Source organism: Geodermatophilus dictyosporus, assembly GCF_900115505.1.
GTDB classification, from domain to species: Bacteria; Actinomycetota; Actinomycetes; order Mycobacteriales; family Geodermatophilaceae; genus Geodermatophilus; species Geodermatophilus dictyosporus.
The window spans coordinates 570,140-583,584 of sequence record NZ_FOWQ01000002.1; the positions used below are offsets into that span (position 1 = coordinate 570,140).

11 protein-coding genes and 3 tRNA genes are annotated in these 13,445 nt (G+C 73.8%); 4 read left to right on the forward strand and 10 right to left on the reverse strand.

The features are described 5' to 3' along the window. Nucleotides 1-5: 5 nt before the first annotated feature. The 7 genes from BMZ33_RS06335 to BMZ33_RS06365 all read right to left on the reverse strand — a co-directional run bounded on the left by BMZ33_RS06335 (nucleotide 6) and on the right by BMZ33_RS06365 (nucleotide 5,426). On the reverse strand, nucleotides 6-1,457 hold the full coding sequence (locus tag BMZ33_RS06335) for a M1 family aminopeptidase (protein WP_169063958.1): 1,452 nt from the start codon (nucleotides 1,455-1,457) through the stop codon (nucleotides 6-8). Continuing rightward, nucleotides 1,454-1,882 carry a MaoC/PaaZ C-terminal domain-containing protein gene (locus BMZ33_RS06340; protein WP_091108683.1) on the reverse strand — a complete coding sequence of 143 codons (429 nt, stop codon included), beginning with the start codon at nucleotides 1,880-1,882 and terminating at the stop codon, nucleotides 1,454-1,456. Before BMZ33_RS06340 ends, BMZ33_RS06335 begins: the two co-directional genes overlap by 4 nt. Then, complete coding sequence (locus BMZ33_RS06345; protein ID WP_091108684.1) at nucleotides 1,879-2,325, reverse strand: FAS1-like dehydratase domain-containing protein; 447 nt, start codon at nucleotides 2,323-2,325, stop codon at nucleotides 1,879-1,881. Before BMZ33_RS06345 ends, BMZ33_RS06340 begins: the two co-directional genes overlap by 4 nt. A 32-nt stretch (nucleotides 2,326-2,357) precedes the next feature. Continuing rightward, entirely contained in the window at nucleotides 2,358-2,522 is a 165-nt protein-coding gene (gene rpmG / locus BMZ33_RS06350; RefSeq protein ID WP_091108685.1) for a 50S ribosomal protein L33, read from the reverse strand. 100 nt (nucleotides 2,523-2,622) lie between these two features. Beyond that, nucleotides 2,623-2,696 (reverse strand) — tRNA-Met (locus BMZ33_RS06355). 45 nt (nucleotides 2,697-2,741) lie between these two features. Continuing rightward, nucleotides 2,742-2,814, reverse strand: a tRNA-Thr gene (locus BMZ33_RS06360). Between the two features lie 71 nt (nucleotides 2,815-2,885). After that, nucleotides 2,886-5,426, reverse strand: a complete 2,541-nt coding sequence (locus tag BMZ33_RS06365; protein ID WP_169063959.1) for a putative bifunctional diguanylate cyclase/phosphodiesterase — start codon at nucleotides 5,424-5,426, stop codon at nucleotides 2,886-2,888. Nucleotides 5,427-5,976: 550 nt separating this feature from the next. Between BMZ33_RS06365 and BMZ33_RS06370 the strand changes: the two genes are divergently transcribed. After that, nucleotides 5,977-6,408 carry a pilus assembly protein TadG-related protein gene (locus BMZ33_RS06370; protein ID WP_169063960.1) on the forward strand — a complete coding sequence of 144 codons (432 nt, stop codon included), beginning with the start codon at nucleotides 5,977-5,979 and terminating at the stop codon, nucleotides 6,406-6,408. 57 nt (nucleotides 6,409-6,465) lie between these two features. Here BMZ33_RS06370 and BMZ33_RS06375 read toward each other — a convergent pair. Continuing rightward, nucleotides 6,466-6,547 (reverse strand) — tRNA-Tyr (locus BMZ33_RS06375). Between the two features lie 91 nt (nucleotides 6,548-6,638). Between BMZ33_RS06375 and BMZ33_RS06380 the strand changes: the two genes are divergently transcribed. Further along, entirely contained in the window at nucleotides 6,639-7,130 is a 492-nt protein-coding gene (locus tag BMZ33_RS06380) for a YajQ family cyclic di-GMP-binding protein (RefSeq protein WP_091108688.1), read from the forward strand. A gap of 213 nt (nucleotides 7,131-7,343) precedes the next feature. Here BMZ33_RS06380 and BMZ33_RS06385 read toward each other — a convergent pair whose 3' ends face one another. Then, the gene (locus BMZ33_RS06385; protein WP_091108689.1) at nucleotides 7,344-7,577 is read right to left on the reverse strand and encodes a hypothetical protein; all 234 of its coding nucleotides are present in this window, start codon (nucleotides 7,575-7,577) and stop codon (nucleotides 7,344-7,346) included. A gap of 291 nt (nucleotides 7,578-7,868) precedes the next feature. Between BMZ33_RS06385 and BMZ33_RS06390 the strand changes: the two genes are divergently transcribed. Further along, nucleotides 7,869-10,115 (forward strand): putative bifunctional diguanylate cyclase/phosphodiesterase, encoded by a 2,247-nt coding sequence (locus tag BMZ33_RS06390; protein ID WP_136697205.1) that lies wholly within the window; start codon nucleotides 7,869-7,871, stop codon nucleotides 10,113-10,115. Nucleotides 10,116-10,136: 21 nt separating this feature from the next. Here the strand turns inward: BMZ33_RS06390 and BMZ33_RS06395 are convergent, their stop codons facing one another. Next, nucleotides 10,137-11,492, reverse strand: a complete 1,356-nt coding sequence (locus BMZ33_RS06395; protein ID WP_169063961.1) for an aminotransferase class V-fold PLP-dependent enzyme — start codon at nucleotides 11,490-11,492, stop codon at nucleotides 10,137-10,139. A gap of 132 nt (nucleotides 11,493-11,624) precedes the next feature. On the opposite strand from BMZ33_RS06395, the gene BMZ33_RS06400 reads away from it, so the two are divergent. Then, complete coding sequence (locus tag BMZ33_RS06400; RefSeq protein WP_169063962.1) at nucleotides 11,625-13,406, forward strand: putative bifunctional diguanylate cyclase/phosphodiesterase; 1,782 nt, start codon at nucleotides 11,625-11,627, stop codon at nucleotides 13,404-13,406. Nucleotides 13,407-13,445: the final 39 nt, after the last annotated feature.

A 13,445-nucleotide genomic window follows, 5' to 3' on the forward strand; every position in this document is an offset into this window, starting at 1 on the left:
CGGCCTCAGCCGGGCAGGTCCTCCTCGTCGAGGGCCCCGGCCCGCACGAGCACGTCGAGGGCGGCCGGCAGGTCGGCCAGCGCGGCCGCGAGGTCCGCGGGCGTGGCGATCGTCCAGGCGTTGGCCTGCACGTAGCAGCGCAGCGCCGCGTCGAAGGCCGGCGGCCCGGCGGCCTGGCGGGCGGCCAGCAGCGCGGCGCCGCCCTTGCCGTAGACGACGTCGAAGTAGCGCTCGGTGCCGTCGAACTCGTCCATCGCGGCGCCGACGTCGCCCTCGGTGGCCAGCACCCGGTCGAGGTCGGGCGGCGGCCCCTCCCCGCCGGCCGTGCTCTCGGCGTAGGTGGCGAGGGCCTCGTCCAGCCACGGGTCGCGGAACTGGGAGTCGCCGACCATGCCGTAGAACCACATGTGGGCGACCTCGTGCTCGAGCACCGTGCGGTTCGCGCCGGCCAGGAGGATCGAGCCGGGGTACTCGATGCCGCCGCCCTCGTCGGGCAGCAGCGGCACCGTGAGCGTGGCGTAGGGGAAGGCGCCGAAGCGGTCGGCCAGCTCGGTGACGTCCTCGCTGACCCAGTCGGCCAGCTCACCGGGGCCGACGTCGGCGCCGGGCAGCACGCCGGTGGTCACCTCGACCCCCCCGGGGGTGCGCAGGGTGGCCGTGCGGAACCCACCGGCGGCCACGCTGACGTCGCGGGCCACCGGCTCGTGGGAGGTCCAGGTGCGCCGGCCGTCCTCGGCGGCGGTGGGCTCGTCCTGGTCGCCGGTCATCAGGACGGTCAGGTCCTCGGGCACCGAGACGCTGACCGTGGTGTCGGCGACCGGGCTGGTGGCGGTCTCGCCGAGGATCTGGACGAAGGGGTCGCGGGCCCAGCCGACGCCGGGCTCCCACGCCAGCAGCGGGAAGCCGCTGGCCCACCAGGACGCGCCCTCCACGGCACCGAGCCGCTCGAAGCCGCCCTCGCCGAGGGAGACCGTGAAGTCCAGCTCCACCTCGGTGGACTCCCCCGCCGCGAGCTCGCCGTCCAGCTGCAGCACGTAGAGCCCGCCAGGCCCGTCGGCGCCGGCGTCCTCGTAGCCGGCCTGGTCGACGTCGTCCCCGCGGACGCCGTCGACGGTGATCCGGTTGCCCAGCCCGGCGGCGCCGGGGCTGTTGGGCACCAGGCGGAAGACCATCTCGTCGGTGGCCACGTCGGGGGTGAACACGACCGTCTCGGTGCCGGTGACGGTGTCCAGGTCGTCGGAGAGCCGGAAGTCCAGGTCGACGACGGGCCGGTCGGGGTCGGGCTCGGCGCGCTCGGCCGGGCAGCTCGGCCCGTCGTCGCCGTCCGCGGGGGACGACGGGGCGGCGGTGGTGGGCGACCCGCCGTCCCGCTCGGCGGCGAGCGTCTGGGAGAAGGACGCGCAGCCGGGCAGCAGGAGCAGCGCGACGGCCGCCGGGGCCACCCGCCGGGCGGTCATGCCAGGGCGACGGTGGCGCGGGCCAGCGAGAGCACCTTCTCGCCGCCGCTGGTGACCGTGAGGTCCACGCGGACCCGGCCCTCGTCCAGCACGGCGCCGACCTTCCCGCGGACGGTGACCTCCGCGCCGGTGTCGTCGTCGGGGACGACGACGGGCCGGCCGAAGCGGACCTGGTACTCCACCACCGCGCCGGGGTCGCCGGCCCACTCGGTGACCGCCCGGGCGGCGAGGCCCATGGTGAGCATCCCGTGGGCGATGACGCCGGGCAGGCCCACGCCGGTGGCGACGCGGTCGCTCCAGTGGATCGGGTTGAGGTCGCCGGAGGCGCCGGCGTAGCGGACCAGGTCGGCGCGGGTCACCCGGTGGGTCTGCTCGGGCAGCTCGGTGCCGACGGCGACGTCGGCGGCCCGCAGCCGGGCGCTCACGCCGCCCCCCGGGCGACCAGCATCGACAGCGCCGTGCAGACGGCCTCGCCGTCCTCGGTGGCGACGTCGACGCGGGTGGTGAGCAGGTCGTTGCCGGCCACGCTGCGCACCGCCTCGATGGTCGTGGTGCTCACCAGCCGGTCACCGGCCCGGATGGGGCGGTGGTGGGTGAAGCGCTGCTCGCCGTGCACCACCCGGCTGTAGTCGAGGGCCACCTCCGGGTCGGCCAGGACGACGTCGGCGGCGCCGAGGGTGACCACGATGGCGAACGTGGGCGGCGCGACGACGTCGGGGTGGCCCAGCGCGCGGGCGGCGTCGGCGTCGGTGTGCGCGGGGTCCGTGGCGCCGACGGCGGCGGCGAACTCGGCGATCTTCGCGCGGCCGACCTCGTAGACGGCGGAGGGCGGGTAGCTGCGCCCGACCAGTCCTGCGTCCAGCGCCACTCCCGCCCTCCCTCGCTCCTCGCGGACCCGCGTCAGCGGGTCTCGCGGTGGACCGTGTGCTTCCGGTCCTTGGGGCAGTACTTCATCAGCTCGAGCCGGTCGGGGTCGTTGCGCCGGTTCTTGCGGGTGATGTAGTTGCGGTTCTTGCACTCCTGGCAGGCCAGGGTGATCTTCGGACGGACGTCGGTGGCTGCCATGAGGCACTCCTCGCCTTGTCGGGACCGGCCTCCCGGCCGGGGACCGTGGCGGCGGGTGCCGACACGGCGACGGACCCCGGGAGCCGGGGTCCGTCTGGGGTAGCGGTGACCGGACTTGAACCGGTGACACAGCGATTATGAGCCGCTTGCTCTACCAGGCTGAGCTACACCGCCGGGATGACCGCGCGGCCCGGTCTCGCGACTGGACCGGCTGGTCGGAGCCCCTTTACGGAATCGAACCGTAGACCTTCTCCTTACCATGGAGACGCTCTGCCGACTGAGCTAAAGGGGCGTGCTCGAGGAGCCGTCGGGAACTATACCCGACGCCTCCCGACCTCCCTGCAGGGGGACGCGGGTCCTCCCTCAGACCCGGACGAACAGCCGGCGGTGCTGGGCACCGGGTGCGGCCGACCGGACGCCGGTGCGGGCGAGCAGCCACTTCTCCAGCTTGTCGTCGGGCAGCGGGCGGCTGAGCAGGAAGCCCTGGAGCTTGTCGCAGCCCATCTCGGTGAGCAGCTTGCGGGTCAGCTCGTCCTCGACGCCCTCGGCCACGACGCGCAGGCCCAGGTTGTGCGCGAGCTCGATGATCGAGCGGGCGATGAAGGACTCGCCCTGGCTGGTGGACATCCCCAGCACGAAGGACTTGTCGATCTTGACCTCGTCGATCGGCAGCTGGCGCAGTTGCGACAGCGACGAGTAGCCGGTGCCGAAGTCGTCCATCGACAGCCGCAGGCCCAGGGCGTGCAGGTCGGCCAGGACGGTGCTGGAGCGGACCGAGTCGTCGACCACGCTGCCCTCGGTGAGCTCGAGGATGAGCAGCTCGCCCGGGACGCCGTGGCGGCGCAGCGCCCGCTGCACCCGCTCGACGAGGTCGGGCTCGCTCAGGCAGCGCGCGGAGAGGTTGACCGCCACCGACAGCGCGATGTCCTGGTCCAGCCACCGCCGGCAGCGGGCCAGCGCCAGGTCCAGCACGTGGTCGGTCAGCGGGCCGATCCGGCCGATCTGCTCGGCGAGGTGGATGAAGTCGTCCGGCGGGATCGCACCGAAACGCGGGTGCGCCCAGCGGACCAGGGTCTCCACCGAGACGATGTCGGAGGTCCGGGCGTCGATGATCGGCTGGAAGACCACGCTGATCTGCCCGCCGGCCATCGCCTGCTCCAGCTCGGTGCCCAGCTGCAGCCGGCGCAGGCTCTGCTGGTCGAGCACCTGGTGGTAGCTGGCCACGCCGCCGCTCTCGGAGGCGGCGGCCAGCAGGGCGACGTCGGCCCGCTGCATCAGCGTGCCCGAGTCGGTGCCGTGCGCAGGGGCGGCGGCGACGCCCACGGTGAGCGTGACCTCCAGGTCCAGGCCGGCCACCCGGGCGCGGGTGGAGGTGGCCTCCCGCAACCGCCGGGCCGCGCGCTCGGCGGCCACCTGGGACAGCCCGGGCAGCAGGACGGCGAACTGCTCACCCTCCATGCGGGCGACCATCGCGTCGGGCGGCGCGTGCTCGCGCAGCAGCCCGGCGGTGACCAGGAGCAGCTCGTCGGCCGCGGCGTGCCCGAGGGTGTCGACGATCTCGGTGTGGTTGTCCAGGGCGGTCAGCACGAGACCGGCGCGCGCCCCGACCGGGTCGGCGCGGAGGAGCTGGTCGATCTCGGCGGCCAGCCGCTGCCGGTTGGGCAGACCGGTGAGCCGGTCGTGGTCGGCGTCGTAGCGGATCTGGGTGAGCAGCTGCTGCTGACGGATCGCCGCGTTGACGTGGGTGAGCATCGAGTCCAGCGCCGAGCGGTCGCCCTCGGAGAACGAGACGACGTCGCTGCGCCGGTCGCAGACCTCGAGGTAGCCGGGCTCGCCGGCGGCCGTGGTGACCGGCGCGCCCAGGACCTCCTGGGCGCCGCGCAGCGCGAGGGCGGCCGCCTCCTCGGGGCCCACCCGGCCGGGCGCGAACAGGAACGGCGCGGTGGACCCCGGGGTCAGGACACGGCGGCGCAGGGGGTCCTCGGAGTCACCCGGGCCCTCGTACCAGCTGGTGGCCGCGTCGTCGGAGTCGACGATGAGCCGGGGCGGCTCGTCGAGGTAGGGCGGCAGCCACAGCGCGACGCGCTCGGCGTTGAGGAGCTCCCGGATCGCCTTCACCAGCCGGCGCGCACCGTCCGCGTCCGGCGAGGTCTGCTCGACCTGCCGGGCGAAGGCGTAGACGGCCTCCAGCTCGCGCCCCTCACGGGTCACCGCGGCGAAGCGCCGGTACATGAGCGCGAGGCCGCCGAGCAGCGGGAGGACCAGGACCACGCCCCAGAGGCTGACCTCGACGACGAGCAGGACCGACAACCCGCTCAGCACCGCCATCGGCGTGACCGTGGCCGCCGGCAGCAGGACGCTCCACCACAGCTCGGGGCCGGTGTACCCCTGCGTCGCGATGATGGCCAGCCTGATGAGTCCCCCACCGACGATGGTGGCGACCACGATGGCGACGAGGTGGGCCAGCCAGGTCGCCGGCTCGGTGACGTCGCCGACGGGGAACAGGCGCAGGACGGCGACGGCGACGGCGACCTCGACGACCGCCAGCGCGGTGTTGGTGAGCGACTTGGCCGGGCTGTAGCGCTGGACGGCGCAGACCCCGCCGACCGCGACCGCCCGGGTGAGGGCGGTCCACGTCGGGCCGACCTCGACGAGGGCGATGACGAAGACCAGCTCCGAGGCCGACACCACCACGCTCTGCCGGCGGAACTCCACGTGCATGTTGGCCGACTCGGCGAGCACGAAGGCGCCGAGCACCACGAGCACCACGAGCGGTGAGGCGGGCTCGAACCGCGTGGGAAGAGCGAGGGACGCAGCGGCGAGGGCGACGAGGACGCTCAGCCAGCCGATGGTCGCCGGCCCCAGCGAGGCGACCGGCCAGCGCGGGGCGGGAGGGTCTTGCACGGCCACTGGCACCTGTCCTCGCCGGGGAGTTGAGCGGAGGAGAGGCTAACAGCGCAGGGGCCGGATACCAGGCCCGTCGCCCCACCTCCCCCTCGGGGGAGGGAGGTCAGTGCGGCCGCGGGCCAGGTGGTAGGCCCGGCCGCCCGGACACCCGGACGGTCCGGCGCCGCACGCGCTCAGGCGGCCTGACGACCCCACTTCTGACCGCGGCCCCACTTCTGACCGCGACCCCACTTCTGACCACGGGCAGCAGCGTTGATGATCATGACGCCTCCTCAGGCATGAAGACAGCTCTCCGGGATTGCGGGCTGTCACCCAGGCGCGGGGGCAGAGCGTCGTTCGTGTACGGACCGCGCCCGGAACCCTGCTGCCCGTCCCTCCGGCGGGGCAAGCACGCACGATCACGGAAGAGTGACGAGCCGTTATGTCGTCACGCAGCGTTGCACACGATCGCCAAAGGGTCACCGATACGGGTGACGACTGGGGCGCAAGGGGCGAACGTCCCTGTGGAGAGGGGGCGGGGACGACCCCGCCGACCTACGCTCCCGCCGTGCCAGCGGGGTCGGTGGAGGGTGAGCGGGGCTCGGCGCTGCCCTTCGTGCTCGTCTGCTGGCTGGTCGCCGCGTTCATGGCACTGGGCGCGATCGCCGCCTCCGACGCCGTCCTCGAGCACCAGGACGTCCAGGCGGTCTGCGATGGCGCCGCCCTGGCCGCGGCCAACCGGACCGACGAGGGGCGGGTCTACGCCTCGGGGGTCGGCGAGCAGCTGCCGCTCACCGGGGAGACGGCGCGGACGGCGGTCGCCGACCACCTGGCCGACGGCGGGAGCACGCTGGACGCCTGGGCGGCCCAGACCGACGGCGTGGAGGTCACCGTCCGCTGCGCGCGCTCGGTGGAGGTCGCCTTCGGCTGGCTGTTCCTCGGCGGGCGGCCCCTGGAGGTCACCGCCGTCGCCAGTGCCCGGGCGCCCACGCTGGGCTGACCGCCCCCACACGGCGAGCGGCCCCCGACCTGCCGGTCGGGGGCCGCTGCACGGGGGTGGCGGGTGAAGGATTCGAACCTTCGTAGGCTAAGCCGACGGATTTACAGTCCGCTCCCATTGGCCACTCGGGCAACCCGCCCTGGTCCCACGGGAGAGAGCGTACAAGACGGGCCGGTGACGGCCCGACGGGTCCCGTCGCGGGTACCCCGCGCGGGAGTGAGGAGCACACCGTGGCCGACTCGTCCTTCGACGTCGTGAGCAAGGTCGACCGCCAGGAGATCGACAACGCGCTCAACCAGGCCGCCAAGGAGATCGCCCAGCGCTTCGACTTCCGCGGCACGAACGCCTCGATCAGCTGGGCCGGCGAGAACGGCGTGACGCTGCAGGCCGACACCGAGGAGCGGGTCAACGCCGCCCTCGACGTCTTCCGCGACAAGCTCGTCAAGCGCGGCATCTCGCTCAAGGCCCTGGACGCCGACGAGCCGCAGGCCTCGGGCCGGGCCTACAAGCTCTCCGCGCGGATCAAGCAGGGCATCGAGTCCGACACCGCGAAGAAGATCGCCAAGATCATCCGCGACGAGGGCCCGAAGGGCGTGCAGGCGCAGATCCAGGGCGACCAGTTGCGGGTGACCGGCAAGAAGCGCGACGACCTGCAGGCGGTGCAGCAGCTGCTGCGCGGCAAGGACCTCGACGTCGCCCTCCAGTTCGACAACTACCGGTGAGCTGACCCCTGGCGCAGCGCCGGGGCCCGTCGGTGCGCTCGATCCGCACCCGATCCGCAGGAGCGCGCACCGCGGCCGTCGGCAGGTGCGCGGCCGCGCCCGCTGGTGCCGGCCAGGTCGTGCCGTCCTGGTCCCCCACCGACCTGGTCGCACCACCGGCTGACGCCCGCCCGGCGCGGCGTGCCAGGCGGGCGGGCGTCAGCGGTGAGCGGATCAGTGGCGCGCGGACCGGCCGAGGCCGAGGAGGACCAGGACCGCAGCCATGGCTGCGACGACCTGCATCGCCTGGTCGACGTCTCGGGTGATCACGAGGGTCACTGCCATCAGGCTGGCCAGGATGGCGACGATCGCGACGAGATCCCCCCCGCTCGGCGGCGCACTCGACGGTGCCGGCAGCGAGGGCTCCTCGCGGACCGTCGGACTGCTCTGACGGGTCTTCTTTGGCATGGTTCCTCCGCGGATCAAGGCTGAGGTGGGTCGGGAGCGGCACCCACTCGCGCGCGGGGGCAGAGCGTCGTTCGTGTCAGGACCGCGCCCCGACCGTGCTCCCCGTCACTCCGGCGAGACAAGCACGGAGGATCACGACGGGGTGACGAGACGTCATGTCGTCACCGTGTGCCGTGGACGGTCGACGTCTCGTCACCAGAGCGGTGTCCGATGCGGAGGTCGGACGACCGGTCCGGCACCGGGCGGGCGGGAGCGGTCAACACCGCACGCCGCGCCGCCGATGACGGGCGGGTGAACGCCACGCTCGACAGCTCCGTGCCCGGTCCGGGCACCGGCGCGGCCGACGCCGGTGGGCCCGGCCGGGGCCCCGGCTTCCGGTTGACCGCCCGCGTCTTCTGGGACCTCGCCGTCTACATGGTCGGGCTCGGGCTCGCCGTCGGTCTCGTGTTCCCCCCGTTCGCGACCGCCCTGGGTGTGCCCGGTGCCTACGCCGAGCGCGTCTGGTTCCGCGCGGCCTGCCTGATCGCCGGGTTCCTGGTCGGTGCCCTGAGCTACGCGATCTGCCGGTGGGTGGTCGGTGGCCGGCTGGCCGTGCTGAGCGGCCACCTCCGCCAGGTGGCCGAGGCGGTGGCCCAGGCCAGCCGCACCGGCGACTGGTCGGCCTCCAGCTCCGCCCGGATCCCCGCCGACTCCGACGACCAGCTCGGCGAGACGGCGCGGGCCTTCAACAGCCTGCTCGACGCCCTGGAGGTCGGGCAGCACTTCCGGTCGCTGATCCGCAACGCCTCCGACGTCATCACCATCGTCGACACCGCCGGGCGGATCACCTACCAGACGCCGTCGGTCGGCTGGGTGCTCGGTTACCCGCCCGGCGGCCTGGTCGGCACCGAGATGGCCGCGCTGATCCACCCCGAGGACGCCGGGCACTTCGCCGCCCAGCTGGCCGAGTCCAGCGCCGGCCTGCCGGCCACGGCGCCGATCGGGTGCCGCATGCGCCACCGCAACGGCTCCTGGCGCTGGACGGAGACGGTCGTCAACGACCTCCGGCACGACCCGGCCGTCAGCGGGGTCGTCCTGAGCACGCGCGACGTCAGCGACCGGCGCGAGCTGGAGGAGCAGCTCCGGACGCAGGCCTTCTACGACCCGCTCACCGACCTGCCCAACCGCAGCCTCTTCCTCGAGCGGCTGCGCGCCGCCGAGGAGGCCCTGGAGGTCCACGGCATCCCGCTGGCCCTGCTCTACCTCGACATGGACGACCTCAAGGCGGTCAACGACGACGTCGGCCACGAGGGCGGCGACCGCCTGCTGCAGGTGGTGAGCACCCGGATCCTCGACTGCCTGCGGCCGGCCGACGTGTTCGCGCGCCTGGAGGGCGACGAGTTCGCCGTCCTGCTCACCGGTCCCGCCAGCGAGCGCGAGGCGCTGCGCACCGCCGAGCGCATCCTGGCCGCGCTGGTGCAGCCGGTGCTCGTCGACGACGGGTTCGTCCAGCCGGCGGCCAGCCTGGGCGTGGCCACCTCCACCGCCGCCGCCAGCAGCGGCATCGGGATCCTGCGGGCCGCCGACGTCGCGCTGTCGATCGCCAAGGCCACCGGCAAGGGGCGCTGCGAGACCTTCCAGCCCCGCCACCACGCCGTCCAGCTCGAGCGCGAGCGGCTGCAGGCGGACCTCCAGCACGCGCTCGACGGCGACCAGCTGGTCGTCCACTACCAGCCGCTGGTGGACCTGGGCAGCGGCCGCATCGACGGCTACGAGGCGCTGCTGCGCTGGCAGCACCCCGAGCGCGGCCTGGTGTCACCGGCGGATTTCATCCCCCTGGCCGAGACCTCCGGGCTCATCGTCCCCGTCGGCCGGTGGGTCCTGCGCGAGGCCACGGCCCAGGCCGCCACCTGGCAGCACCCGGCCGACCCCACCGGCGTGCACGTCAGCGTGAACGTGTCGGTGCGCCAGTTCGCCCACGGGGACCTGCTGCACGACGTCGCCGACGCACTGCGCCGCTCCGGGCTGCCGCCCCACCTGCTCACCCTGGAGATCACCGAGAGCCTGTTCGCCTCGGACATCCGCGACGTCACCCTCAAGCTCGAGCGGCTCAAGGACCTCGGCGTCCGTCTCGCCCTGGACGACTTCGGCACCGGCTACTCGTCGCTGTCCTACCTGCGCCGCTTCCCCTTCGACATCCTCAAGATCGACAAGTCCTTCGTCGAGGACATCGACGCCAACCGGCAGAACCAGGCGGTCGCGAGCGCCATCGTCACGCTCGGGCAGACCCTCGAACTCGACCTGGTCGCCGAGGGCATCGAGACCCCGGGTGAGCTGCGCAGCCTGGAGGCCCTCGGCGTCCACCTCGGCCAGGGCTTCCACCTCGGCCGGCCGGGGCCGGCCGCGCTGGTCTGCCCCACCCCCGGCATCCGCCGGGTCGAGCGCCGGGACCCCGACTCGGTCGGCGCGCCGCTGCGCGGCCGGGGCGACGCCGGGCCGACGCCGATGACGGCGCGGCCGCCCGTCCCGCCCCGCGGCCGGCACGCGGCCGACGGCTGACGGTCCCGGACCGTCGGACCGTCAGACCGGGGCCGCCACGCGGGGGCGGACCCGCGGCACGTAGTCGCCGCGCTCGTCGAGCACGTACTGCCCGGCGCCCTCGGGACTGGCGGCGATCTCGCGCAGCGCCTGGCCGAGCAGCGGGATGTCGGTGAGGTAGGTCTGCCGGTTGGCGCTGACCCGCACCGCGCCGGGCAGCCGGTGCCGGTTCCCCGCCCGCACGTCGGCGTGGAACCGGTCGACCTCGGCGTCGGAGAGGCCGAGCAGCCGGCCCATGTAGGGGTGGGCGCAGAAGCAGCCGCTGCGGGTGCCGATCGCGTACTCGTTGGCCAGCCGCGCGGCGAGCAGACCGTGGGGCACGCCCTCGAGGTTGAAGGCGGCGACCGGCAGCCGGTCCCCCGTGACCGGGCCCAGCCGGCGCAGCCCGGGCACCGAGCGCAGCTCGGAGTCCAGCGCCCGGACCAGGTGGTCCTCGTGCGCGCGCACCGTCGACCAGCCGTCGCTGCGCAGCTCGTCGGCCGCCGCGGTGAGGGCCACGACGCCGACCACGTTCGGCGAGCCGGCGTCGTCGCGGTCGGGACCGTCGGCCCAGATGACGTCGTCGAAGGAGACGGCGCCGACCGCGCCGCCCCCGACGAGGAACGGCTCGCCGCGGGTGAGCAGCGCCCGGGGCACCACCAGGGCGCCGGCACCGAAGGGCGCGTACATCTTGTGCCCGGAGAAGGCGATGACGTCGACGCCGAGGGCGGTGATGTCCACCGGGCGGTGCGGCACCAGCTGCGCACCGTCGACGACCACGAGCACACCGCGCTCGCGCGCGGCCGCCGCGATCGCCCGCAGGTCGGGCAGCCAGCCGGTGACGTTGGAGCCGCCGGTCACGGCGAGCACGCGCGGCCGCGGCTGCTGGTCGAGGGCGGCCTCGACCGCGGCGACGTCGAAGGTGCCGCTCCGGTCGACGTCGACGACCCGCAGCTGCGCGTGCCGGCGCCAGGGCAGCAGGTTGGCGTGGTGCTCGACGGCGGTGGTCACCACGACGTCGTCCCGGGACAGGCCCAGGCGGAAGGCGAGCAGGTTGATCGCCTCGGTGGTGTTGCGCGGGAACAGCGCCACGTGCGTGGCGGGGTCGCCGCCGACGAAGCGCGTGATCACCTCGCGCGCCTCCTCGTACCGGGCGCTGGTGAGCTGGGACCGGATGCCAGCGCCGCGGTGCACGCTCGCGTACCACGGCAGGAAGTCCTGCACCGCACGCGCGACGACGACCGACGCCGAGCTGGTGGCGGCGGTGTCGAGGTCCACGTACTGGCGCGGGCGGCCGTCGAGGACCGAGACCCACAGGTCGTCGCCCACGTACTGGCCGGCCGTGAAGGACAGCGTCATCTCCATGCAAGGCAGATCGGCCTCTCCGACCATTCCTTGAACGACTGCTGCAAACTCCTCACAAATGGTGGAATGGTCCGGGAACGTCGGGGAGTTCCTCAAGTCACACCGCGGCCGGCCGATCTGTCCTGCATGACGCTGCACGATCCGCCGGCCCCGCAGCGGCCGCGCACCCGCCGGGGTTTCCGGCTGACCTCCCGCGTGTTCTGGGACATGGCCATCTACATGGTCGGTCTGGGCCTGGCCGTCGGGGTCGTCTTCCCGCCGTTCGCCGTGCTGCTCGGCGTCCCGGAGACGATCGCCCACCGTCCCGTGTTCGGCACCGCCTGCCTCGTGGCCGGCTTCCTCGTGGGCGCCATGAACTACGCCCTGTGCCGCGGGGTCGTCGGCGGGCGCATGGAGGTGCTGGCCAGCCACCTGCGGTCGGCGACCAGCGTGGTCGGCTCGGCCTCGAGCTCCGGCGACTGGTCAGCGGCGGTGTTCGAGCGGATCGACGTCGACTCCGACGACCAGATCGGTGAGGCCGGCCGCGCCTTCAACAGCCTGCTGGGCGCGGTCGAGGGCCGCAAGGAGCTGGAGGAGCGGCTGCGGTTCCAGGCCTTCCACGACGTGCTCACCGGCCTGCCCAACCGCGCCTACTTCATGGAGCGGCTGGCCGAGGCCGAGGCCGCGCACGCGCGGACCGGTGACCGGTCGGCGGTGCTCTTCCTCGACGTGGACAACCTCAAGGCGGTCAACGACAACCTCGGCCACGAGGGCGGCGACCACCTGATCAAGCTGCTCGGGGAGCGCATGGTCGGCTCCGTCCGGGACACCGACACCGTCGCCCGCCTCTCCGGTGACGAGTTCGCCATCCTGCTCACCGGCCCGGGCAGCGCCCACCAGGCCGAGCGCGTCGCGCACCGCATCCTGGACTCGCTGCGGGCGCCCACCCGCATCGGCGAGCACGCGGTGCGGACCGGCGTGAGCATCGGCCTGGCCACCTCCGACGCGTGCGCCCCCACCGGCATCACCATGCTGCGCGCCGCCGACCTGGCCATGTACGCGGCCAAGACCGACGGCAAGGGCCGGCTGGAGGTGTTCCAGCCCAGCCACCACACCGCCCAGGTGCGCCGGGACGCCGTCCGGGCCGAGCTGTCCGGGGCGCTGGACGCCGAGCAGCTCGAGCTGCACTACCAGCCCATCGTCGACGTGTCCTCGCAGGTGATCGTCGGGTTCGAGGCGCTGCTGCGGTGGCGTCACCCCGAGCGCGGCCTGGTGTCGCCGCTGGAGTTCATCCCGCTGGCCGAGGAGACCGGCCTGATCGTGCCGATCGGCCGCTGGGTGCTCCAGGCGGCCACCCGGCAGGCCGCCGAGTGGCAGCACCGCTCACCGCTGGGCCGGCTGCGGATGAGCGTCAACGTGTCGGTCCGCCAGTTCCAGCACCCGGACCTCGTCGGGGACGTGGCCGAGGCGCTGCGGACGTCGGGGCTGGCCCCGTCGCTGCTGACGCTGGAGATCACCGAGTCCCTCTTCGTGCACGACACCGAGGAGACGACCCGCAAGCTGGCGCAGCTCAAGGACCTCGGCGTCCGGCTGGCCCTCGACGACTTCGGCACCGGGTACTCCTCGCTGGGCTACCTGCGGCGCTTCCCCATCGACACGCTGAAGATCGACAAGTCCTTCGTCGACGGCGTGGCCTCCAGCCCCGAGGGGCACGCGGTGGTCGCGGCGATCACGCAGCTGGGCCAGGACCTGCGCCTGGAGGTGGTCGCCGAGGGGCTCGAGACCGGCGACCAGGTCGACATCCTCAAGGCGCTGGCCTGCCCGCTCGGCCAGGGCTACCACTTCTCCCGCCCGCTGGTCCCCGGCGACGCGGTGAAGCTGCTGCTCACCGGGCGCCGGTCGGACCCCCGGATGCTCGTCCCCGCCTGACCCCCTCCACCGCACCCTCTCCACTGCCCCCTCTGCGCA